Below are 23,328 nucleotides of genomic sequence, written 5' to 3'. Positions count from 1 at the left end.
CTCGCCTCTGCCACAGTTCATTCTTTGATCCGGCAAAATATCCAAGGTCAATGACCTCTTCTCTACACAGAAAAACGGTTTTTTGTGCAGTATTGCCCTAAATCTCCTTTTCATCAAAGCCGAAGTTCCTGATATGGTTTTGGTTATCTCTCCAATTCTTCTTTACCTTGATCCACAAAGACAGGTTGACCTGCTTTCCGAGGAGTTCTTCCAAATCTTTTCGAGCAGCCATTCCTATACCCTTGAGTTTTCTTCCGTCCTTGCCTATGATAATCCTTTTGTGGGTATCTCTCTCACAAAATATCATAGCCTCCACATCGATGATGTCCTTGTCCTTTCTCTCCTTGAGAGTTTCGATCTGTACCATCGTGCCGTGGGGGATCTCCTCCTGGGTATAGAGGAGGAGCTTTTCGCGGATCATTTCGGAGACCATGACCTTAAGACTCTGATCCGTCGACATCTCTTCCGGGTAGAACTTGGGTCCGTAGACCAGGTATTTCTTCAACGTCGGAACGATCGATCCCATATTTTCACCCTTGAGTGCGGAGATAGGGATGATCTCGTCAAAGATACCGATCTCGCTGTACATTGCAATCCTTGCGAGGACCTCGTCCTTTGTGATCTCATCGATCTTGTTGATCAGAAGGATCTTGGTTTGGGAAGTCTGCTTGAGGTTCTCGATGATAATCTTATCCATTCTTCCGATGAAGCCGGAGGAATCGACAACATAGACGATGACATCCGTGTCATGCAGGGACGACTTGGAGGCCTTGAGCATATACTTGCCCAGTTTGTTTCTCGGACTTTGCATCCCCGGCGTATCGACAAAGACGATCTGGCTTTCTTCATCGTTGTAGATCCCGCTGATCTTTGTCCTCGTCGTCTGAGGCTTGTTGCTGACGATCGAGATCTTCTCGCCCACAAGATGATTCATGACTGTCGACTTCCCGACATTCGGTCTTCCTACCAGGCTGACGAAGCCCGACTTGTGGTTCTGTTCCATTATATCTTCTCTCCTTTAATATCCAACCCCGAAAAAGAATGGCTCAACAGTTCTTCGATGGAATATTCATGTACCTCATTTTTTTCCGTATCGCCCAGAACCACGGTCAATTCTTTCGAAAACTCGACCATGACCTGTCTGCAGATTCCGCAAGGCCAAGTTTCTTCCCGAGAACTCGAGGCAACGGCAATTTTTTCAAACTCCGTTTCGCCCTCGGACACCGCCTTGAAGATGGCCGTCCTCTCCGCACAGTTGGAGGCTCCATAAGAAGCGTTTTCTATATTGCATCCCGTATATACCTTTCCTCCCTTGGTGAGAAGCGCCGCTCCCACCTTAAACTTCGAATACGGAACATAGGCGTTCCCCTTTGCTTCCTCCGCCAGTTTCAACAAGTCAAAACTCTTCATACTTCCCCCTATCTCTCAATCTCAAACTCTTTCATGACCAGTTCTTCCCTCTGTCTCATCCGCCTCTTATCCTCTTCTTCCATATGGTCGTAGCCCAGAAGATGGAGGATGGAGTGTACTGCCAGGTAGCAGAACTCTCTTTCCAAAGAGTGACCGAACTCCTGTGCCTGTTCCCTGATCTTATCGGCACATATCAGGATGTCTCCGATCGATACCTCGTAGAGCTCATATTCTTTCTTCTCCTCTATTCTGTCGAGGTCGCGCCTTTCATACATCGGAAAGGAGAGCACATCGGTCACGGCATCGATTCCTCGATGTTCGCAGTTGACCTGCCTGATCTCTTCTTTGTCCGTCACGGAAAGAGAAACCTCGTAGTCCCCCCGAAGACCTTCTTGAGCCATAACAAACTCAAACAGGCTCTTCAAGCGCTCCTTTTCGGCCTCTCCGGCAAAATCTTCATAGCCTTGCACATCCCACAAAATGTTAAGCATCTATCTTCCTGCCTTTCCGGCATTCTTTTTTTCCTTCTTATATTTTTCTTTTGCCTCAAACTTTTCATAGGCCTTGATGATTCTCTGTACCAACTCGTGCCTTACAACGTCCTTTTCATTGAGGTAGTTTACCGCGATCCCCTTGACGTTCTCAAGGATCTTGAGGGAGTGCATCAAACCGCTGACCTTGCCTCCCGGAAGGTCGATCTGTGTAATATCTCCCGTCACGACCGCCTTTGAGCCGAAACCCAGCCTTGTCAAAAACATCTTCATCTGTTCCCTCGTCGTATTCTGCGCCTCATCCAGGATGATAAAGGAATTGTCCAAGGTCCTCCCCCTCATATAGGCGAGGGGCGCAACCTCGATCACGCCTCTTTCCAAAAGTTTCAAGAACTTCTCGGAGCCCATGATGTCAAAGAGGGCATCGTAGAGGGGGCGCAGGTACGGATCCACCTTGTCCTTCAGGTCTCCGGGCAGAAAACCCAGACTCTCCCCCGCTTCGACCGCAGGCCTTGTCAGGATGATCCTTGAGACCTCTTCTCTCTTGAAAGCCCGCACCGCCATCGCAACGGCAAGGTAGGTCTTCCCCGTACCTGCCGGTCCCACACAGAGGGTGATGTCGTGTTTGTCTATATTGTCTACATACTTCTTCTGTCCGACCGTCTTGGGCTTGATCTCATTACCCTTAGCCGAAAGCAGAATCCTGTCCGTGCACACGGTGGAGAGTTTTTCCTCCGAATTGTCCTCGATGCTGCCGATCGCGTAGTTGATCTTCTGTGTATCGAGCAGTTCTCCTCCGTCGACAATGCGATAGAGTTCTTCCATCAACACCGTTGCCCGTGCAACTTTCTCCTCTTCGCCGACCAGGACGATCTCGCCCGAGCGAAGCAAAATATCTATTCCGTAAAACTCTTCAATCCTCTTTACATTTCTGTCGAAGTTCCCGAACAATTCCTGTTGAAAACGTTCGCTGAACTGATCGACCACCTTTTCCGTCTTCAAATATCGAATCTCCTCCTTTTTTGCTTTTTATTATAACCCAAAAAAATCGCTTTTACAAACCGCTTATATCGATCCCGTTTAATACTATTCTCCAATAGAAGTATGGATCTATCTATTTTTGACTGCAAAAAATTGTTCTGTCTTCTATTGTTTACAGATCGTTGATATCCACAACTCAAAAGAATAATAGTATAACTCATCCGTTAATACAACTCGAATTTTATACTATTCTCCGTTTGAAATGACTAATATACAGACTTATCACTGCCGAAAAAACAACTTGGATGATCCTATGCGTCGAAACATTCAACCTGTCAATCATAATAGCTCATAGTATTACGATATTCAAAGCGTTTTTCAATCCGGTTTCAGGATGGAGAAAACTGCTTCCCCGCACCTAAGATCCCGTTCAAAAAGCTTTCTCCCGTTACCTCACAAACGATGACGGGATAGCCGAGTTTCTCCTCAAACTCCTCCACACTGTAATCGTCCAAGAACACCGTCTCATCCGCCTTCATCATGACTCTCGGCAGAAGGAGGCCGTCTTCGAGGTCGATCCCCTCAAGCTGGTCCAAGAGGTCGGTAGCCGTGATCAAGCCGCTTACGGTGATCGTCTCACCGAAGTAACGGTTGACAATCCTATGCACTTCGATCTTAATCTGTGGGATCGTCTCACTGACCATCCTTGCGATATCTTTCATAAATTCATAGGCGGAGGTGCCTGTCGCCAAGTGGAGGTTTTTGGGACTTACCTGCGGGAGATCACCTAACGAGAGGAGCGCCTTGACCTCACCTTCAAACTTTCTCATCAAACCGACTCCGTTCTCAAGTTGGATGAAGTTTTCGTATTCTTCCGCTTTCGGAAGCTCTTCTCCCGCCATAATATAGAACTCATCGGACAAAAAGACGAACCTGGTCCCCCATCTTCGATAGTACTTCTTCTGTAAGTTCCGGTTCTGCGCTATGGTTTCCCTCGCCTCTTCCTTCGTAAAGGGTCTTATCTTTGCCAAACCTTCACGGAACTTTGTCAAACCCACAGGTACGACTGCAATGCTTTCGACTTGGGGGTAGAATTCTTCGAGATCCGTAACGGTTCGAATCAGCTCCTCCTTGTCATTCATCCCCGGCACGGCCACGACCTGAACGTTCATCGTGATCCCGGCTTGATGAAGTCTTCTCATCTTGTTCATAATATCCCCCGCAAACCGATTCTTCAGCATTTCGACCCTCAGCTTCGGGTTGGTCGTATGCACGGAAACGTTGACGGGACTGATCCGATATCGGATCATCTTATCGATGTCTTTGTCCTTCATATTCGTCATGGTGATGAAGTTGCCCTGAAGGAAGGACAGCCTCGAGTCATCATCCTTGAAGTAGAGAGTCTCCCTCATTCCCGGAGGAAGTTGATCGATGAAACAAAAAACACATTTGTTGCTACAGCTTTTCACGGAATCGATGATCGGATTGGAAAATTCAAGGCCTAAGACCTCGTCATAGTCTTTTTCGATCTCAAAAACTACGACCTCGCCGTCCCGTGTTTGGATCTCAACTTCCAAATAATCGTCTTCCGTGAGATAATTGTACTCTATGATGTCTTCGATCTTTTCCCCATTGACGGAGAGAAGGATATCACCCGGTTCGATCCCAAGCTCTTCCGCGATGGAGCCTTGCTCAATGGAATGTATGATATTTTGAAACCTCATTCCCTTTAATTCCATCGAAGGACCTCCCTATCTTTTGCAAGCTTCGATCATCTGAGCCAAGTCCTCCTCGGAAAACAGATAGTTTTTGTTGCAGAAGTGACAGGTAAGTTCCGCCTGTCCGTCCTCTTCCAGGATCTGCGTCAACTCTTCCCTTCCCAAACTGACAAGGGCTCTTTCGATCCTCGGTTTGTTACAATCACAGAGATACTGAGGATGAGTCTCCTCAATAACGGTGAAACCCAGTTCTCCCATAATCACTTCTACGATCTGCTCGAGGCTCTCCGCCTCCTCCACCATGTGGGAGACCGAAAGCACTCCTCTCAGATTACGCTCGAGCACTTCAATATCTTCCGTAGTTACATCGGGCATCAGCTGGACAATGAAACCTCCCGATGCCTTTACGGAACGGTCCCTGTCGATGAGCACCCCGAGGGCAACGGAGGAAGGTACCTGCTCCGAATTGGCATAATACTGCGTCAGATCTTCCGCGATTTCCCCGCTCGTGATCGGATACTGCCCGATATAGGGTTCCTTCAGTCCCAGATCCCGGATCACCGATATCGTCCCTTCTCTTCCCACCGCCGAAGCGACATCGAGTTTGCCGTCACTGTCTCGGATCGGAAGATCCACATCGGGGTTGTTTAAATACCCCTTTACGGTCCCTTCGGAATTTGCTACACACACGATCATACCCAGAGGACCGTCCCCCTTGATCTGGAGGGTGAGTTTTCCGCGTTCTTCCTTCAGCATAAGTCCCATCATGGATGCTGCACTGATACTCCTGCCCAAGGCGGCGGTCGCCACAGGGCTCATCTTGTGTATTTTCCTCGCCTCTTCCACCATATCGGTGGAGTCGATCGCTATCATATTGATGGTTTTGTTATCCGATATCGCTCTTATAATTCTTCCCATAAGTTCTCCTTTTTCTCCTTGTTATCTTGCTTCGGCTTCCTTGTGAAAACCGTCTTCCTGCCTGTATCATCCTTATTTCGATCGCCCTGCGGTACAGGTATTCCCGATCGACGAAGGGACCTTTCGCGTTTCGCAAAGCGATATAATTCCGTTTGTGTCTTTGCACGGCATTTCCTAATACTATCTTCCATTTGAAATATAAAGTATACGGACGTATCATTGCCGAAAAACAACTTGGATTATAAGACGATTCCACGCATCCAAGCGGTCGATTCCAAGGCAATACCGCACAAATGTGAAATCTTAATCTCCCTATTGATTTGCAAGAAATGAACCCTTGTAAAATCAAACTCTTCGAGAAATTCAGTGCTTATATAAAAGTGATTTTACGATGATTTTTTGAACTATGCGGTGTCTTCCTAACAGATGATAGTATACATTATTTTCTCGGATCCCTATGTCTCTACTTTATTGCACAGAAAAACCATCTTTCACAGGTTTCTTCCATGTGTTCCCGCGAAAAATCTCCATACACTTCAATATCCTTATACCCTGTTTTGTCAAGCAATTCTACAATTTCTTCCTTGAAATAGGCTTTTTGTACCTGTACCTCTTCGTACCTTCGATAGACTTCCCCTTCCTGTTCAAAGACATTGACCCTTATCGTAAGCTCTCTGCTTTGCTCGTCATACTCATTCTCCCACAGATATGCCATGTCTTCAAAACTCTGTCCGTAGACTCTGTCGCCCAAGACCGTGGAGAGTTTGTACTCCGATGAGATGTCGAACACAAGGCTCCCTCCGACCTTCAGCCTTGCATAGAGGTAGGAGAAGAGTTCTTCCAGCTGCGTCTTTTGTGTAAGATAGTTGAAGGTGTCGTTCGAGGAGAGAATGCAGTCGATCTCATAAATCTCAAAGTCGAGGTCACGGATGTCCTGTTGCATAAGGATGGCCTTGTTTCCATAACGACAGACCCTTTCCCAAGCCAGTTCCAACATTTCCTCGGAAACATCCGCTCCGACCACCTCGTAACCCTTCTCCAAGAGTTTTTCCGTCATGATCCCGCTTCCACAGCCCAACTCAAGAATATGACGGACCCCCTCCGTCTTGGAGGTGAAAAGTTCTTCCATGAAATCACACCAAAGTTGGTAGTCCACCTCCTCCATCAAGGCGTCGTAGACCCTTGAAACCGCCTCATATGCCATAGTCCTGCTCCTTCCTCGACAAACAGATCTCCAATCCCTCTCAGACAAAACCTGTTATCCTGTCTATTATATCTCCGATACAGGTCTGTGATACCGCCCTACGTTTGAAACACAGTCATATCTGCAAAAACAAAAATCCGTTTTTTCGTCCCCCGAATAAAGGAGATCGATATCACCGACTTGAATAGACAATCGTACTGACGGGAATCCGTATAAACGATAGCCCGTAAAAAAAGCCCTTTATACTAAAAGAAAATCCACAGAAGCTGTGGATGTATCCTCTAATCTCTATCTTGATCCGTTACTGCAAACACATAGGGAATATTGCGGAAATAGTCTCCATAATTCAGACCGTAGCCCACGACAAACTTATCCTCGATCTCGAAACCGACATAGTCCGCCTCGATCTCGACCTTTCTGCGCCGGGGTTTGTCAAGCAGGACGCAGGTCCTGACACTCGCAGGATTCTTCTCTTTCAAATAGTTCTTCACAAACTCCATCGTAATCCCCGAATCGATGATGTCATCGACCACCAACACATCGTAATCGGTCAAATCCGAAGCGACATCATGTACCACCTGCACCGTTCCGCTGCTCTCTTGGGCATGTCCGTAACTCGATGTTGTCATAAACTCGATCTTACAGGGAACTTCGATTTCTCTGACGAGATCTGCAGCAAAGATAAAACTTCCGCGCAGAAGGGAGATAACCAAGAGGTTCTTCTCCTTATAATCCTTTGAGATCTCTTGTCCCATCTCCTTGAGCCTAGCTTCGATCTTCTCTTTTGAACAAAGCGTCTCCCAAACCTTTTTTTGTATATCCATAGGTGTTACAGTCTCCTTTATCTCTCTTCATCTTTTTGCGAATACCGTTTTTGTTCCGAATAGTCGTTGGTCTGTTTTATCTTCTTAAGGGTGTTCAAAATTTGATTCAAGGTGTTCTGTATACTGAGCAGAACAATCAAAAGAACCACCGCAAAAAAGATGACCGCATTGAGGATCACTCTGGGATTCAAAAAAAACTCCATTGCCTCTCCCTCCATTACTTCTCATCTTCCCGAAGAGCTCTCGTCGTACTTCGCTCCACAATGGAATAGGCGAGCCTTATCGTCTCAGGCACATCTTGTGCCCCCTCGATGTTCTTGATCAACGAACGCATCGATACCGCTCCTATATCGTACAGAGGTTGATGTATCGTCGTTAGAGCCGGACGAATCAGGGAAGTGATCGCCGTGTTCGCATAGCCTGCTATCGATATGTCATCGGGAACCTTAAGTCCGGTATCGATCGCAGCACCTAAAGCTCCGGCCGCAGCCTCATCCGACGAGGCAAATATCGCTGTGGGCCTTCCCTCTCTCATTTCGATCAGTTGCTTAGCCAAGTGGTATCCGGAATCCGAGGATGCGTCCCCCTGCAGAACATAGTTCATCGATATATCCAGACCGTTGTCGGAATGTGCCTTGGCATATCCTTTAAACACGGTAGAGTCCTGGATGTCATCTTCAATCGAAGTCCGAAGAAAAGCGATCTTCTTATGCCCCAGACCGATGAGATGGTTCGTCATGTCATAAGCGGCGTGGAAGTGATCGACACCTACCGAATGGATGTCTTCAAACTCTTCCGTGTTCTTACTGACAAAAACCGTCGGTATCTTACTTTCCTTTATCAAGTCCACGACCTTTTCCTGCAACTTCCACGAAAGAAAGACCATCCCCGCCACCTGTTTGGAACGCAGCAGTTCCACATATTTCATCTCTTCCTTCAACTCTCCGTAGGAGTTACACAAAAAGAGATCATATTGATACATCCTTCCGACTTCTTCTATCCCGCTGAGATATTCTCCTATTCTTCCGTTTGATATGTTGGGAACGATCACACCGATAATTCTACTCTTTCTCATAACAAGGCTTCTTGCAACGGGATTAGGTACATAGCCCGTCTCCTTGATGACCTGTTCCACCCTCTCACGAATATCCTCCGACACCGGCTTCGAGTTGTTCAAGACCCTCGATACCGTAGAGATGGATACTCCCGCCATTTTTGCCACATCTTTGATTGTAATGGCCATACACACCCTCCTTGGTTCACCTTAGGATAATACCCTTAATGATACTCGTTTCCAAAGAGAATTTCAAGTAGTTCAGAAAAACTTCCTATTTTTTGAGCCTACACTCCGCCTTGCAGATGGGTATGCCCTGAGAAGAAAAGTTTTTTTCGTACTCGGTCTGCACGTTGTCCTTTCTTGAAGCATCTGCATGCAGATCGAAACTCAAATACTCGATCTCGTAATCGGAATGTTTAAGCGACTCCACGCTGAAGTCAAAGAGTTCTCTGTTATCCGTCTTAAAGTGGAGAAAGGCTCCGTTTTTTGAGATCGCGGAATAGGTCTGCAAGTAGTCGATGTGTGTCAGCCTCCGTTTCGCCTGCCTGCTCTTCTTCCACGGATCCGAAAAATTGAGATAGATCCCGTCCACCTCATCTTCTTCAAAATATTCCCGAAGGTTCGACGCATCCGCTCCCAAAAAACGAAGGTTCTCAATCCCATTTTCCCTCGCCCTCTCACAGGACTGTATCAACAGCGCCTCCAACTTTTCCATCCCCAGAAAAAAATCCTGCCGATGTCTCTGTGCCATCTCATGAAGAAAGCTCCCCCTGCCCATACCGATCTCAAGCAGAAGCCTTCCTTCTTCCTTCGAGAATTGTCTCCATCTTCCCTTATAGAGTTCAGGGCTTTCTATATAATAGAATTCTTCTTCCCTCTTTAGTTTTTCGCGATAATGTTTGGGTCTTCTATACCTCACCTTATACCTCTTTCCCGAACTGTTTATTTGACGCTCTTCCCGTATTTCATAAAATAACGCAAAGAGTCGTTTTCTACCTGTACAGCACATGATCAAAATATTGATTTCAAAAACTTTCTGTGCTTCATAAGACAACAGAAATCAGTTGTGTCCCTTCGCGAGATGTTTCCTCGCAACAAAAGTGCTCGGATAACATCCCCTCCCAAATTTTACGATTTAGTACTTGAAAAATGATTTCTCTTGTATTACACTTAATTTCGAACACCAGATAATAAACCTTTAGGAACAGGAGGGTAACGAATGATATTTGAAGTTGTACAGGAGGTAATTGCAAAGCAATTGCATATTGATCCAAGCGAAATTACAATGGATTCTCATCTTCGCAATGATTTAAATGCCGATTCCATAGATGCCGTAGATATTATAATGGAACTCGAAGACCGTTTCAACATGGAATTCAACGACGAAGATCTGGAAAAACTTGAAACCATCCGAAATGTCGTAGAATACATTGAAGCTCACACTTCGGAAGACGATGATATTTAAAGTTGATCTAAAAGCTCCTGCATATCCTGCGGGAGTTTTGCTTTTTGCTCGACAAAGCCTTCCACCCTTGGAGATTTGAAGCGGAGAATGTAGGAATGAAGAGCCTGTCTGCCTATCTTATCCGTCCTGCCTCCATAGAGTTCATCTCCGAGAAGAGGATGACCGAGATAGGCCATATGACAGCGGATCTGATGTGTTCTTCCTGTTTCGAGCTTCAATTCCACCAGAGAGGCTTCCTGCATTTCTTTTAGAACCCGATAATGGGTAATTGCCATCTGTCCTCCCTCAAACACCTCACGTTTGATGCTCTCTTCATCACGTCTTCCCATCTTTTCTCGGATAACTCCTTGTTTTCGGTCCAATCTTCCTCCCACCAAGGCGAGGTAAATTTTTTCCATAGCTCCGAATTGATGTTCTTTCGACATCTGAAAGTGGGAGAACTTGTTTTTTGCAATCAGCAAAAGACCTGAAGTATCCCTGTCCAACCGGTTGATAAACCGGACCCTTTCTTGGATTCCCGCCTGTCTGAAGTATCCCTCCATATAGTTGAGCAGAGTATGATCCGGGTGGTTCCTCGTGGGATGAACAACGGTGAAAGGCTCTTTGTTTATAACAAGGACGTCGTGATCCTCATACAGGATTTCCGGTTCTTTATACTCCGGCTCATACTCGCTCCTGTCCGTACCCAAGTCGACCTCGATCACATCTCCGACAAAGACCTTGTCATGATTTTTGACGAATCCTCCGTTGACCTTGACCGCCCTTCTTTTTTTCAGTTCGGAGATCATTCTGATAGAGATCCCCATCTCTTCAATTAGGATCTTCTTTAGCACTTCATTACTCTCCGCCTTCCAACAAAGAGTATTATATGTCTGCAAACCTTCTATCCACATAAATCTTATTAACCCCTTTTCTAATTTTGCCTTGTATGCTTACAAAGACTGAGCCGATATCAGTTCCTACTCAAAAACCTCTCTTTGAGCTTGCACAGAAAAACCTATCATCCCCATAAGAAAAACAATTTTTCCAATGGGTATATCACGTTCTACTTCTTTGGAAAAAAGTAGTTAAAGAGAAGCAGGATACTGACAAACAGGAGGATGAAAAACGGAAGAAAAATTCCAATGCTCTGCATTCTCTTGCCGAGGTTGAATTGGAAGAAACTTGCAAAGAGAGATTTTCCCTCCTCTTCCTTTGTTTCATCTACCTCTATCGCTTCTCCCTGTGTAGCCGATACCGGTTCCGGACACTCCATAAGAAACTCCGTTCCGAAGATATCCGTATAGACCGTATATTCGCATACCTTGCCGATTCGGTCCTTCAATTTGCCCAGAAAGGTTCTGTAAGTAACATAACATTCTCCCTCCCCAAAGACAATGTGGGGATTTTTTGCATAAATTCCCTTGCCCATGTGCCAATCCGCCATTATGATCTCATTGAGACAGGACTCCTCTTTTTTCTCATCGATCACAAAAATGGGAGAGACGATGTAGAGCAACACGATGCACAGGATCTGATATACATAATACAAAATCAGCGGATAAAGGAGGGTCCACAGCATGATATCTCCCATTTTATGAACGGAGTGTTTGTTGTGTAAAAACAGGTTTATGACAAAGAGGACGGAAAGTGTAAGGCAAAATGCTCTGCCCAGCTTCTGTCTGGAATTTAGCAGGTCGATATGTTCTTTTAAGCTCGAAAAGATCTGTCCCGGTCTCCACACGGGTTCTCCGATGACCTCCCTCCTGTAACCGACGATCCAAAACCCTTTCACAAGATTGAGGATGGCAACGGCAAGGAGTGACCATGTCCACTGTTTGTACTGCGGAAAGTATGCCAACAACTCAATACCTATAATAAACAGAAAGATCCCCCACCACTTGAGCGGTTTTTTAAAACTCAACGTAGCTATACTGAGAAGTGCAAAGGTAAGAACGGAACAACTTACAACAATCCATCTCAAATGATCCATAATTTGTATATTAGTCACTTTTTTTCTCCTTCCTTTCAACTACATTGTTCATCAAGCTACCATTCAAACTGCTCTCCATTTAAACTGTCAGAGAAAGAAACTACACCCTCTCCAAAAAACTTCGGTTGATTATAGACGAGAAAGACCCTGACCGACATCCAATACAAGGTGACCTTTTCAAAAAAAACTTTGGTTAATTATAGATTTCGTCAATGATGTCATCTCAAAGACATAAAATGTTGGAAAAACATCAGAGGAAGCACGAGCGAAGCCGCTAAGATAAGGACGATCAAAACAATATTCGTCCACCTTCGTTTTCTCCTCTCCTCCATCTCCTCTTCCATTTCATCAATGATCCCGTCATAGTATGCAAGATCTTCCTTATAACTCGGATTCTTGGGAGGATTCACCTTCTTTTTGTCGTAGGAGATGACTTCGGGCTCTTCCTTAATAAACTCCATACCGAAGATATCGGTATAGACCACATACTCACAGAGAAGCCCCGTTTTCTCCCTCAACCTTCTCAAATACATCCGATAGGTCACAAAGATCTCGCCCGTTTCGAAGATAAAGTGAGGGTTGTTGATATAGACCCCTTTGCCCATATTCCACTTGACCATTACAACTCCGCCGAGACGAGCCTGCCTCACCTCTTCTTCAATGACAAAGAGAGGACCCAAAATGTGAAGCAGGACGATACAAAGAAGTTGATATCCGTAGTAAAAGATGAGGATGGAGAGGATGATCGCTCCGCCGATGCCATCCTTCCCGGAAGTCAGGGCCTGAAAGAGGAAGTAGCAGGACAGGGCGCAGGCAAGTGCCAGACAGAGCCCTCTTCCGATCCTTTGACGAAGATTCATTCCCTCAATACCTTCTCGGATCCATGGCAAAAGTTTTTTTCTCTTCCAACCGTCGTTTTCGATCCGGGTCCTTCGATAACCGATGATACGAGATCCTCGAATGAGGTAAGACAAACCGATTGCAATCAAAATACCTGCCCAAGGTTTGAAGAGTGGGAAATAAAAAAACAGCCCCGCTCCTTCTACAGAAATCAGGATCCCCCAAAGTTTCAAAGGTTTTTTAAAATTGGCACTTCCTATCGTCAGAACGACAAAGATCACAAGAGACATCATAAAGATATTGTACGTCAAGTCCCCCATAAACCCCTCCTTTTTATATTATTCCTATCATCCGTCAATTCTATAGCGTTTCACGATTGAACCGCAGAAAAAACAAGTATATGACTTATCCAAAGCACCACCTCATAATTCAATGAGACGAAATAGAACCGATTTGATACGAAAGATGGTGGTTTCAAAAAACCTGACCCGGACCCTCCCCCATATCTACCAAGACGACAAAAATAAACTGTTTCATCCTTATTTGTTCTTCCCTTCGCGTCGCCCTGAATTTCAGTATTCCGTGAATATGCATTTGTATCATTGTATTATATTCCGACCATATCTTCAATACCTTAGATCACTTCCGTATATAAAAACTCGAAGATACCTCTTCCGACACCGGATTGAAGGGATCAAACAAAACACAGCACTCTCTTAACTTCTCCAAATTTTTCCCGTTGTTTCCAAAAGAGAAGAAACCCCTTGTATCTTTCCTCGTCTTCTGTGATATAATGATAGACAAGATCTATATTACGGGGGTACTTCTCTTGAAAAAATCGATTACCATAACTTACAATGACTATGCCGTCTCCGAGCAGGTAGCAAACCTCTTGAAGGAAAAACTCTGCCGAGCCGGTTTTGATGCACGTTTTACCTATGACGGAAGCGAAGAACTCTTGGTCGCCATCGGAGGTGACGGTGCTTTTTTGAAGGCAATGCACGACTTTCACTTTCCAAAAATTCCCATCGTCGGTGTAAACACGGGGCATCTCGGATTTTTTCAGGACATTCAACCTGATGAACTCGATGTCTTTATCCACGCCTACCAAAACGCAAATTACAGCATCCAGGAGATCTACCCTCTGTCCGCAGACATCTTCTACAAGGACAGAGTCCGCTCCGTCAAGGCAATCAACGACATCGTCCTACGTTCTTCTTTAGGCAAGACCGTGCACTTGGATCTGAGGATCAACGGTACCTTTATCGAGTGTTTTCGAGGCGACGGTCTGATTATTTCATCCACGACCGGTTCCACCGCTTACAACTACTCCGCAGGCGGCGCTATTGTCGATCCGTCCATAAAGACCTTACAGTTGACCCCCCTTGCTCCACTCAACACCAATGCTTACCGCTCTTTTACAAGCAGTATCATCTCGTCTTGGGATTCCGATATCAAGATCGGAACGGAAGAAAGCGATCGTAATCACATTTCTCTTCTTCTGGACGGAGTCCAAAAACATTACAACGACTTCAAACAATTGCAGGTAACGACGTGTAAAGAGAGTATCCATCTGGTCCGGATGCAAAACTACGAATTTTGGAACAAGGTAACGGACAAGTTTCTATAGGAACGGATCGTACAATTCAAACAATCCGCAAACTGACGTTATGTGAAGGACGAAATTCTTGAAAGGTTTGATATGAAACACTTTGGTGTTTTATAAACTCAAAGGAAAATCGGGAGTTTGCATTTGTACGCTGCTTTTACAGCCCTGTTTTTGTAGCCCGAGGCTTAACCAAGCAAATCAACATCGGCTATTGAAACGTTTGATACTACTCTTCTTTTGAGTTATGGATATAGATGATCTGTGACCCATAGAAGATAAACTCATTTTTCGTGGGTTGAAAAACAGACATATCCATACTTCTATTGAAAAATAGTATGAATCTATAATGCAAGGAGATTCCTTATGAAAATCGGCTTTATCAGTGATACCCATGGTGAAGAATACTATTTGAAGATGGCTCTGCCTTATCTGTCCGACTGTGACATGGTCTTGCACACCGGAGATATCTTCCAATTCTACTGCCACCCCTGTGATCCACTCTTCCATATTTTAAACTCCATAGACAACCTCCACTTCGTTCGCGGAAACTGTGACGGGAAATTCCATCAGGGTTTTCGCCATGATATATCGCTGTGCGAGCGTATCATCGAATACAATTCCCTGCGTATCTTTATGACCCACGGCAACCGGAGACCTCTCTACGAGTATGTCCGAGAAGCGAAGTCCCGAAACTGCTCCCTTCTCGTATCGGGGCATACACATTGTAGATACCTTGATGTTGTGGAAGGACTCCTCTGTCTCAATCCCGGAAGCTTGGGACGACCTCGTGACGGTTCTCACAGTCTTGCGGTCATGGATGAACGGGAAATTCGGATTTTTGATGTTGTTTCAAAGAAAATCTTGACCATATACCCCCATTCGTTCCAAAAATACTTTACAAAAAACCTCTAATAGTGTTACTATCATTAACGGCATTAAAATCGTATCACTGAACATAAAGCCGTAAAAAATACCGCATAATTCAAAAAATCAGCACACAGTCAATTTTATGTCAAGGATGAAATTCCTGATCTGATAAACTTTCATTGTTTGAAATTTGATAGAAAAATCAAGATCTCGTATTTGTGCGGTATTTTCCTTGCAATTTACAAAAACTCTGCCGTTTCAAAAAGAAGATATGGGCAAACGCCGATTCTCGAAAACGTCTTGTACTCGCTCTTCTTTCGTAACTGCATACTATTAATCACCGGAGAGATAAACTATGTACCCTGAAATGACCATTGAACAACTGCAAAACATTGATGCTTCAAAACGTATCCTCTACATCGATCTCAGAAGTGAAGGAGAGTACGAGAGTTCGACCATTCCCGGATCCCTCAACCTTCCTCTTTTGAACAATAAGGAGCGTGAGATCGTCGGCACCCTCTACGTCCAAAAGGATGTAGAGATGGCAAAATCACAGGGAATCTCCTTTGTTTCTCAAAAACTTCCGGATTTGTATAAAAATATCACTACACAAACGCGAAACTACGATCATGTCGTCCTCTTCTGTGAACGTGGAGGTTTTCGAAGTCAGTCCTTATTTGTTCTTCTAAAATCACTGCATATCAATGTTTGGAAGCTTCACGGAGGATATAAGGCCTACCGTGCCTTTATCAATACACAGCTCCCTCAGATCTTTGAAGAATTGACACCGATCGTCTTAAGCGGAAACACCGGTTGCGGAAAAACACAGCTCCTTCAAGAGTTGAGGAGGAGAGGGATGGATGTCCTGGACCTGGAAGCTTGTGCCAACCACAGAGGTTCTTTGCTGGGATCCGTAGGTCTGGGAGCGACCAACTCCCAAAAGACCTTCGAGTCCCTCGTCTACGACGAGCTCAAGACCCGAAAGACCAACTATGTATTTATGGAGGCGGAAAGCAGGCGGATCGGCTCGGTCATCTTGCCCCCTTATATCTACAAGAGTATTCAAAATGCAGTGGCAATCAACATTACCTCTCCTTTGGAAAGCAGGGTGGATAGAATCCTGAAAGAGTATACGGGCAACACGGACAGCGATATTATAGAGGCTCTTGAAAAACTCAGAAAGTACCTCTCCAACGAACGAGTGGATAAATTTATTGAAGAAGTGAGAAAAAACAACTATCCTCCCGTTATTCGCGAATTGATCGAAAACTACTACGACCATAAATATACCAAGGGAGACTATACCGTCGTCTCTCAATTTGATCATGTGGATACAAAAAAAACGGCTGAACAGATTCTCATGTGGAAACAAAGTTATTATCCGCAAGAAGAGTGATTGTAATACTATTCTCCGTTTGAACTATCGGATGTACAGAATAGATACTTACAGAAAAATTTTGGATGATTATATTTTTCTGTCAATTTTATACTATTCTCCGATAGAAACGCCGGGGGATGATCGCCAAAAAAAGATTCGTAGGATCCTATACTTCAAAGTGTTCAACCCGTGAGTTTTAATACATCATATCATAAAACCAAATAATAAGGTCCGAGATAGAAACGTGCATGCAAATCTTGTTTCAAGCACATTCCTATCTCGGACCTTCTCTCTTTGTATAGGCGACACCGCACAGTTCAAAAATCAGCATAGAATGAATCCTATACGGGGGATGCAATTACCCAAAATCTCGATATAACAACCTTTTGCATTTTATACCATTCCCAATAGAAGTATGGATATATCTGTTTTTCAACCCGCGAAAAATCGGTCTGTCTTCTATGGGACACAGATTGTTTATATCCACAACTCAAAGGAAGGATGGTATTATAAATCCGAGGTAAAATTAGAGATTCGCCTCCTCGAGCAACTCTCTATACAGAGCATAGGCTTCTTTGGAGAAGCAATAGAAGACTACTTTCTCCAATGTCTCGATACATTGCAGTTCTTCGCTGACAGTCTTAATTGCAATCCTCGCAGCTTCCTCCAAAGGATAACCGTAGATCCCCGTGGAGATCGCCGGAAAGGCGATGGAGGTCAAGCTCTTCTCTTTAGCAAGCTTCAAAGAGTTTCGATAGCAGTTTGATAACAGAACCGAATCTTGTGCTCTCCCGGAGTAAATCGGTCCCACCGTATGGATGACATACTTCGACTTCAGCCGATAACCCTCGGTCACTTTGGCTTCCCCCGTCTCACAACCTCCCAAAGTCCTACACTCTTCAAACAATTCTTTTCCGGCAGCTCGATGGATCGCACCGTCGACACCTCCACCCCCCAAAAGGCTTCTGTTGGCGGCATTTACAATGATATCTCCTTCAAACTCCGTAATATCTCCAAGTCTTACTTCGATCTTCATCCTCCCTACCTCCTCTTCTTGCACCTTCAACACGGAAAAATCCTCACAAAAACACAGGGCTTTTCCGATTTTATCAAATATTCAAACTCTCTGCAACAAAAAGCAACTGTACTCATCCGTAAAGAACTGATCTTACACCGATTTTTCGGCTCAGGAGATACCCCGTCCTTGAAAAAATACGATAGAACCTGTTTCAAGTTCTTTCACAACCTGCACAACCGAGAATTCTATCGGATTTTGATATAGGCGGTTAGATTTGCCCGGCTTCTCCAAGTCGGATTTTAGGGCACATAGTTCTGAAAGATCTTAACGACTTTTTCATCTTTCATGTAGATTTCGTGATATCCGTAGAACATTCCTTCTTCGACTCCTGTGCGAAATTCACTCTCTTCCACCTTATTAAAATGGGTAAGAGAAGGATCCAAAACATAGAGCTTGGTCTCTTCATCAATGGGAAGAGGAAGAAGTTCTTCCTTTTCATTGTAGACATAGTACCCGTTCTCAAAGCCCATATCGCTCACTCCGAGCGCTTTGAGTTCTTCGATCCTTTCTTCTTGAAAATCGCTTACCCATTCCGCCTCATCGTAATAATAATTCCCGTCCTTATAGCTGATAATCACAAACTTTTCCTCCAACCGAGCCGGTTGTGCCTCGCGATATTCCAGAGGGATCCAACTGCCTCCTCTATCCATATCCTTGGTAATCTTGACCTCGTCGATGGAATCATCGCGGTAATAAATTTTGGCGATTGCATTGGTTTCGTCGATATCTTCCACAACGATGTTTCCATCCGCCTCCTCGGAATAGTCCGGGATCTTGTCCGTCGTAAAGAAATACAGACTGTAGATGGCGGCCTTCTTATCATTTTTTCCGAACTCATCGTACTTAACATAGGACTCTACCATCTCCTCATCGAGAATGACGGGGAGCCATTCCTCTTCCTTCTTCTCTTCTTCCTGAGCCTGCTCCGGTTTCTCGCCTTCATTTGAAGAAGGAGCTCCTGCACATCCCGTCAAAAGAAAAGCCCCGATCAAACAGACGCTTGCCCATGTTTTTATAACGCAATACTTTTTCATCACCTATCTTCCTTTCTCTGCTTAGTTACGTTCATTATACTACGAATTTGTCTTAAATCCAATTTTATGGTAAGATTTTCTCAGTAGACTGTTTGTATCCCATTTTGTATAAGAAACGAAAAAAGAAAGGAAGAGAAACTATGGATCTATCGGAAGCCGTTAAGGCACGACACAGTGTGAGGGAATATAAGGACGAAAAAATCGAAGGCAGTATTTTGGCACAATTGGAGGATGAGATCGAGCAGTGCAATTTGGAAGGCGATCTTCAGATTCAGCTGATCACCGAAGACCCCGATACCTTCAAAGGATTTTTGGCTCATTATGGCAAATTTCGAAACGTCTCTAATTATATCGCCATAGTCGGAGAAAAAAATAATTCCCTGAACGAACGGGCGGGATACTATGGCGAACGCTTGGTTTTAAAGGCACAGCAACTGGGTCTGAACACCTGCTGGGTCGCATTGACCTTTCGCAAAGGAAAGCAGAAAGCCCATATTCGTGAGGGCGAAAAACTCGTCTGTGTCATCTCCGTCGGCTACGGAAAAACTCAGGGGAAATCTCGAAAAAGTAAATCTTTTGAACAGGTGACCGATCCCAAACAAGAAGCTCCCGAATGGTTTCGCAAAGGTATCGAGTTCGCTCTCTTGGCTCCCACTGCCGTCAACCAACAGAAATTTCTCTTCTCTTTGAACGGAAACAACGTTTCTGCAAAGGCCACCGGAGGTTTTTGTTCCGATATCGACCTGGGGATCGTCAAATACCACTTTGAACTCGGAGCCGGAAAAGAGAACTTTCATTGGGAGGAGGTATAGTACTATTCTCCGTTTAAAATGTCAGGTAAACAGAATATATGTTTGTCTGAAACGTTTTGAGTAATCGTAGACTTCAAACTTCTCGACCGGACAATTTTAATAGATAATAGTATAAAGACCTACTTCCATAAAAAAAATACTCGATCATCTCTGATCGGGTATTTTTTATTTGCTTCTTATTTGAAGGCCTTAGTTCCTTACGGTCTTGCTCTTATGCTCCCACTTGACTTCCACATCCAAGTGTAAATCTTTCAAGGCTCTTTGTATATCCGTCAAAGGCAACATCACCCTACTGTTTCTTGTGATGACCGGTGCTGTGAGCATCCTGTCTTTTCCGCTTGCCTTTATATTATCCTTACTCAGTTTCAACTCCAAGATGTTTTCCTTCTTCGTTTCTCACTTATTTTCCCTTTATTTTATATAGAAATTCTCCGTTTTTTTTGATACAATAAGGCATATTAAGCCAAAAAGGAGGTTGACCTATGGTTATTCCTATGCATTCCAAGGGTTCTGTTGACAAAAACACGGTTCTTTCCATAAACCGTTCCAAGGTACAGGCTACAGTGAACGCTCAGAATGTTCTCAGTCTGAACAAGCCTACCTGGTCTTCCGAAGGTCCGGTTGCCACAAGCACGGATTCTTCTATGCAAGCTACGCCAAGTTCGCCTACTCAAACAGAGCTGATTTCCAAAAAACCGATTCCGACCTTGAATCACCCGATTCAAAAGGGGCAGAAGGTTGCTCTGGCAACGAATTCTTCCTCTTTATCTGCGTTATTCGGATGGAATGTCAAGAACTCACAGTGTGATGTGGATGTTTCCGCCTTTCTTCTGGGAGAGAACGGAAAGGTCTTAGGTGATGATTGGTTTGTTTTTTACGGCCAGCCCCAGAGCCCCGATAAAAGCATCCTCTTATCGACGGACGAAAGTGTAGACAGGCAGAAGGTATCCATTGATTTTCGAATGCTTCATCCAAATGTCAAAAAAATAGTCTTTGTTCTGACGATCAATGAGGCTTTTGAACATAATCTAAACTTTTCAATGATCGAGGATGCCTATATGCGTGTCGTGGATCCATCCGGAAATGAATTGGTAAGTTTTGCCATGAACGATTATTATGACAATGTCATCTCTATGATGATCGGAGAAGTCTATCTATATAACAGTGCGTGGAAATTCAGTTCGGTAGGTAACGGTGTTGCCCGTGATCTTGCCGGACTCTGTGAATTATATGGAGTACAAGTAAACTAGGGAGGTTCGTATGATTACATTTGAAACGGTAAATGAATTGACTCTAAAAGTGACATGTTCCGGGAACGATGTTATTTTTGCTAAGGCGGGAGCCTTTATCTGCGGTCAAAACCAAGGAAATAAAAATTATAAGTTCGAAAAACTCTTACTCGGTCCTCAGGAAAACTTTATGCAAGCAGCCTTAGGCTCACTTGTAAGACGGGCCACGGGAGAAAATATCCCTCTAATGAAGGTAACTCTGAACGGAGACTCCGTTACCTACTATGCAAGCTACGGGCAGCATATCGTCATCTATAAGCTTGAAGTTGGAGAAGTCGTGTCCGTAGAGTCGGAAAACATCCTTGCCTTCACACAGGATTGTAAGTACAATGTTCGCTTTATCGGTTCAGGGGTGCTTTCTCAAAAAGGTCTTGCCACCTCGACATTGACCGGAAACGGGAAGGACGCTTATGTGGCAGTTCTTTCAGACGGAAACCCGATTGTCTTAAGCAATCTGCATGACGGCTCGAACATTTCGGTCGACCCCGATGCCGTTATCTGCTGGATGAGCCAAAACGGTTACTGTGATCCCTATATCAAAACCGATGTATCTTGGAAGACTTTTATCGGTCAAGCTTCGGGAGAGTCTTACTCTTATGAATGGATGGGAAATCAGCCTGTTACAGTAATTGTGCAGCCTTCCGAACGACGTGGCGGAATCAGCATTTCTGTGGACTAATATACTGACATATTGATATTTAGCTTTATTTTTTATCTCGGTTATGAACCAAAAGAGTTCTTATCAAAGTTGGAATTACTATGAATTTCAATGTGCCATTACACCGGAGTTTTTTGGTTTCCTGTGAGGGCTTCAATAGCTGAAGACCTCCTCTAGCTGTTTATACTATTCTCTCTTTGAAATGCCGGATATACAGAATTATGGAATGAGCGAAAAACAATCGGAGATGGTATACTCCAAAGTATTATCCCTTCCATTTTATCAGGTAACAGTACTATCAAAAACTGCCAAAAATCTTGTGCAAACGTGTATATGCGAAGGCAATACCGCACAGATTAAAAAACCGTACCCTTCCTCAATCCGGGGGTGTACGGTTTTTTTGTTCCTCTTTTTCTTATATACTATTCTGCGATAGAAATGCCGAATATGCACAATATATACTTATCATACTACTGTCCTGACATATTGATATTTAGCTTTATTTCTTATCTCGGTTATAAACCGAAAGAATTCATATCAAAGTCGAAATTACCGTGAATTTCAACGTGCCGCTACACTACTATTCTTTTGAATCGTGGATATAAACAATCTGTGACCCATAGAAGACAACATGGTTTTTCGTCATCGAAAAATAGATATATCCACACTTCTATTGAAAAATAGTATCAAAAGACAATTCGGAGGTTTCTATACTTCAAAATTCTCAACCTGTCAATGTTAATAGATAATAGCATCCATACAGCAAGGTACAACTTCCGTTATTTATACATCATCGATCCGAACTGTCGCTATCAACGTCCCTTACTCTATAGGAGATATAACAAATTTTTCTATTCATAGAGATGGATGATCTCATCCTTCCATCAGAGAACAGCAGGAAAAAACACCGCCTAAAAAGACAGCAATACCAAAATCTCATGAAGCATTTTTTCTGAGAATAGACCATCTTCAGACAATACCACTGTCTTTGACGGCAGAGATGCCTTTTTCGCAAGACTCTCGGGAGCAAAGCTCAGGTCCGAATATTCAAACATCGATATGTCGAAGTCGCTGTCTCCTGCGGAAATAATATGTCCTCCTTGCGTATACTCCTTCATCCTCTCAAGCGCTTTGCCCTTAGCCAAGGTCTTCGGGATCACATAAAGCTTGCTTCCATTGTGAAATATATCAAGTTTTGTCGGATCCAGGCGTTCTCTCAAGTCTTTTACCACACTTTCCACCTCATTACACTTTGTAAAAACAAAGAGTTCCTCGATAAACCTTACTTCAAAGGCAGTCCTCTCATCCCTCTTCAAAAACTCCACCGAATCGTCGAGAAGCTCTCTGGCATTTCTTACCAACTCCACCGAGGCTTCGTACCAATTCTCGTCACGTTTTCCGTCTATGAGAAGAACTCCTCCGTTACACACCAATTCATAAGGAAACTTCCCTACTCCCAAATTGATCCTCTTATACTGCTCCTTTGTTCTTGTCGTTGTAGGAACAACCATTATCTCATCCTTGACATCCTTCAGCATTTCATAAGTGAACTCTGTCATAAAAGAGATCTCTCTGCCCTGATACCTCTCCACCATCCTCTTGTTCTTTCCTATATTGTGTTTGTAAGAATATATGAGAGTATTATCCAAATCCGTGTGAAAGATCATCTTGTCTCTCCATCCTTCCTGTACAAAAACAAAGAGCCGAAGAAGATTCTTCTCCG

25 protein-coding genes and 1 pseudogene are annotated in these 23,328 nt (G+C 44.1%); 7 read left to right on the top strand and 19 right to left on the bottom strand.

Features of this window, described 5'->3' with window-relative positions; translation table 11 throughout:
* Positions 1 to 97: 97 nt before the first annotated feature.
* From era to trmB, 12 genes are all read right to left on the bottom strand, one after another.
* Complete coding sequence (gene era, locus ACFO4R_RS03480; protein ID WP_379787624.1) at positions 98 to 1,003, bottom strand: GTPase Era; 906 nt, start codon at positions 1,001 to 1,003, stop codon at positions 98 to 100.
* Positions 1,003 to 1,410 (bottom strand): cytidine deaminase, encoded by a 408-nt coding sequence (locus ACFO4R_RS03475; RefSeq protein ID WP_379787623.1) that lies wholly within the window; start codon positions 1,408 to 1,410, stop codon positions 1,003 to 1,005. The genes era and ACFO4R_RS03475 overlap by 1 nt, the downstream gene beginning before the upstream one ends.
* Before the next feature lie 8 nt (positions 1,411 to 1,418).
* Positions 1,419 to 1,901 (bottom strand): rRNA maturation RNase YbeY, encoded by a 483-nt coding sequence (ybeY, locus tag ACFO4R_RS03470; RefSeq protein ID WP_379787622.1) that lies wholly within the window; start codon positions 1,899 to 1,901, stop codon positions 1,419 to 1,421.
* Positions 1,902 to 2,903 carry a PhoH family protein gene (locus ACFO4R_RS03465; RefSeq protein ID WP_379787621.1) on the bottom strand — a complete coding sequence of 334 codons (1,002 nt, stop codon included), beginning with the start codon at positions 2,901 to 2,903 and terminating at the stop codon, positions 1,902 to 1,904.
* Between the two features lie 368 nt (positions 2,904 to 3,271).
* Positions 3,272 to 4,621: a DUF512 domain-containing protein gene (locus tag ACFO4R_RS03460; protein ID WP_379787620.1), complete on the bottom strand. Its 1,350-nt coding sequence runs from the start codon at positions 4,619 to 4,621 to the stop codon at positions 3,272 to 3,274.
* Positions 4,622 to 4,633: 12 nt separating this feature from the next.
* Positions 4,634 to 5,518, bottom strand: a complete 885-nt coding sequence (gene hslO / locus ACFO4R_RS03455) for an Hsp33 family molecular chaperone HslO (RefSeq protein ID WP_379787619.1) — start codon at positions 5,516 to 5,518, stop codon at positions 4,634 to 4,636.
* Positions 5,487 to 5,684: a hypothetical protein gene (locus ACFO4R_RS03450; RefSeq protein WP_379787618.1), complete on the bottom strand. Its 198-nt coding sequence runs from the start codon at positions 5,682 to 5,684 to the stop codon at positions 5,487 to 5,489. Before ACFO4R_RS03450 ends, hslO begins: the two co-directional genes overlap by 32 nt.
* Positions 5,685 to 5,981: 297 nt before the next feature.
* Positions 5,982 to 6,722 (bottom strand): class I SAM-dependent DNA methyltransferase, encoded by a 741-nt coding sequence (locus ACFO4R_RS03445; protein WP_379787616.1) that lies wholly within the window; start codon positions 6,720 to 6,722, stop codon positions 5,982 to 5,984.
* Between the two features lie 281 nt (positions 6,723 to 7,003).
* Positions 7,004 to 7,546 (bottom strand): hypoxanthine phosphoribosyltransferase, encoded by a 543-nt coding sequence (gene hpt / locus ACFO4R_RS03440; protein WP_379787614.1) that lies wholly within the window; start codon positions 7,544 to 7,546, stop codon positions 7,004 to 7,006.
* A 17-nt stretch (positions 7,547 to 7,563) separates the two neighbouring features.
* Positions 7,564 to 7,749 (bottom strand): hypothetical protein, encoded by a 186-nt coding sequence (locus tag ACFO4R_RS03435; protein ID WP_379787613.1) that lies wholly within the window; start codon positions 7,747 to 7,749, stop codon positions 7,564 to 7,566.
* 14 nt (positions 7,750 to 7,763) lie between these two features.
* Entirely contained in the window at positions 7,764 to 8,789 is a 1,026-nt protein-coding gene (locus tag ACFO4R_RS03430) for a LacI family DNA-binding transcriptional regulator (RefSeq protein WP_379787612.1), read from the bottom strand.
* An 85-nt stretch (positions 8,790 to 8,874) separates the two neighbouring features.
* Positions 8,875 to 9,522 carry a tRNA (guanosine(46)-N7)-methyltransferase TrmB gene (trmB, locus tag ACFO4R_RS03425; protein WP_379787611.1) on the bottom strand — a complete coding sequence of 216 codons (648 nt, stop codon included), beginning with the start codon at positions 9,520 to 9,522 and terminating at the stop codon, positions 8,875 to 8,877.
* A 300-nt stretch (positions 9,523 to 9,822) separates the two neighbouring features.
* On the opposite strand from trmB, the gene acpP reads away from it, so the two are divergent.
* Positions 9,823 to 10,068 (top strand): acyl carrier protein, encoded by a 246-nt coding sequence (gene acpP, locus ACFO4R_RS03420; RefSeq protein ID WP_379787610.1) that lies wholly within the window; start codon positions 9,823 to 9,825, stop codon positions 10,066 to 10,068.
* Here acpP and ACFO4R_RS03415 read toward each other — a convergent pair.
* The 3 genes from ACFO4R_RS03415 to ACFO4R_RS03405 form a co-directional block, all read right to left on the bottom strand.
* On the bottom strand, positions 10,065 to 10,901 hold the full coding sequence (locus ACFO4R_RS03415; protein ID WP_379787609.1) for an RluA family pseudouridine synthase: 837 nt from the start codon (positions 10,899 to 10,901) through the stop codon (positions 10,065 to 10,067). The genes acpP and ACFO4R_RS03415 overlap by 4 nt on opposite strands.
* Before the next feature lie 212 nt (positions 10,902 to 11,113).
* Positions 11,114 to 12,058: a hypothetical protein gene (locus ACFO4R_RS03410; protein ID WP_379787608.1), complete on the bottom strand. Its 945-nt coding sequence runs from the start codon at positions 12,056 to 12,058 to the stop codon at positions 11,114 to 11,116.
* Positions 12,059 to 12,258: 200 nt separating this feature from the next.
* Positions 12,259 to 13,200: a hypothetical protein gene (locus tag ACFO4R_RS03405; protein ID WP_379787607.1), complete on the bottom strand. Its 942-nt coding sequence runs from the start codon at positions 13,198 to 13,200 to the stop codon at positions 12,259 to 12,261.
* Positions 13,201 to 13,709: 509 nt separating this feature from the next.
* Here ACFO4R_RS03405 and ACFO4R_RS03400 point away from each other — a divergent pair.
* The 3 genes from ACFO4R_RS03400 (at position 13,710) to mnmH (ending at position 16,752) form a co-directional block, all read left to right on the top strand.
* The gene (locus tag ACFO4R_RS03400; protein WP_379787606.1) at positions 13,710 to 14,510 is read left to right on the top strand and encodes an NAD(+)/NADH kinase; all 801 of its coding nucleotides are present in this window, start codon (positions 13,710 to 13,712) and stop codon (positions 14,508 to 14,510) included.
* A 342-nt stretch (positions 14,511 to 14,852) separates the two neighbouring features.
* Positions 14,853 to 15,401 carry a YfcE family phosphodiesterase gene (locus ACFO4R_RS03395; protein ID WP_379787605.1) on the top strand — a complete coding sequence of 183 codons (549 nt, stop codon included), beginning with the start codon at positions 14,853 to 14,855 and terminating at the stop codon, positions 15,399 to 15,401.
* A 310-nt stretch (positions 15,402 to 15,711) separates the two neighbouring features.
* Positions 15,712 to 16,752 carry a tRNA 2-selenouridine(34) synthase MnmH gene (mnmH, locus tag ACFO4R_RS03390; RefSeq protein ID WP_379787604.1) on the top strand — a complete coding sequence of 347 codons (1,041 nt, stop codon included), beginning with the start codon at positions 15,712 to 15,714 and terminating at the stop codon, positions 16,750 to 16,752.
* 508 nt (positions 16,753 to 17,260) lie between these two features.
* Here the strand turns inward: mnmH and ACFO4R_RS03385 are convergent.
* Both ACFO4R_RS03385 and ACFO4R_RS03380 read right to left on the bottom strand, forming a co-directional pair.
* Positions 17,261 to 17,770, bottom strand: coding sequence for an O-acetyl-ADP-ribose deacetylase (locus tag ACFO4R_RS03385; RefSeq protein WP_379787603.1), 510 nt, complete (start codon positions 17,768 to 17,770; stop codon positions 17,261 to 17,263).
* A 281-nt stretch (positions 17,771 to 18,051) separates the two neighbouring features.
* Complete coding sequence (locus tag ACFO4R_RS03380) at positions 18,052 to 18,846, bottom strand: hypothetical protein (RefSeq protein WP_379787602.1); 795 nt, start codon at positions 18,844 to 18,846, stop codon at positions 18,052 to 18,054.
* 140 nt (positions 18,847 to 18,986) lie between these two features.
* Between ACFO4R_RS03380 and ACFO4R_RS03375 the strand changes: the two genes are divergently transcribed.
* Positions 18,987 to 19,658: a nitroreductase family protein gene (locus tag ACFO4R_RS03375; protein ID WP_379787601.1), complete on the top strand. Its 672-nt coding sequence runs from the start codon at positions 18,987 to 18,989 to the stop codon at positions 19,656 to 19,658.
* Between the two features lie 189 nt (positions 19,659 to 19,847).
* Here ACFO4R_RS03375 and ACFO4R_RS03370 read toward each other — a convergent pair.
* Positions 19,848 to 20,039 (bottom strand): annotated as a pseudogene (locus ACFO4R_RS03370) (hypothetical protein); the annotation flags it as partial.
* Between the two features lie 101 nt (positions 20,040 to 20,140).
* On the opposite strand from ACFO4R_RS03370, the gene ACFO4R_RS03365 reads away from it, so the two are divergent.
* Positions 20,141 to 20,908, top strand: a complete 768-nt coding sequence (locus tag ACFO4R_RS03365) for a TerD family protein (protein WP_379787599.1) — start codon at positions 20,141 to 20,143, stop codon at positions 20,906 to 20,908.
* Positions 20,909 to 20,918: 10 nt separating this feature from the next.
* Positions 20,919 to 21,626: an AIM24 family protein gene (locus ACFO4R_RS03360; protein WP_379787598.1), complete on the top strand. Its 708-nt coding sequence runs from the start codon at positions 20,919 to 20,921 to the stop codon at positions 21,624 to 21,626.
* 890 nt (positions 21,627 to 22,516) lie between these two features.
* Here the strand turns inward: ACFO4R_RS03360 and ACFO4R_RS03355 are convergent.
* Entirely contained in the window at positions 22,517 to 23,272 is a 756-nt protein-coding gene (locus tag ACFO4R_RS03355) for an HAD hydrolase family protein (RefSeq protein ID WP_379787597.1), read from the bottom strand.
* Between the last annotated feature and the right edge of the window lie 56 nt (positions 23,273 to 23,328).

This window comes from Filifactor villosus (assembly GCF_042652965.1).
Taxonomy (GTDB): domain Bacteria; phylum Bacillota; class Clostridia; order Peptostreptococcales; family Filifactoraceae; genus Filifactor; species Filifactor villosus.
This window is presented reverse-complemented; position numbering and strand designations above follow the sequence as displayed.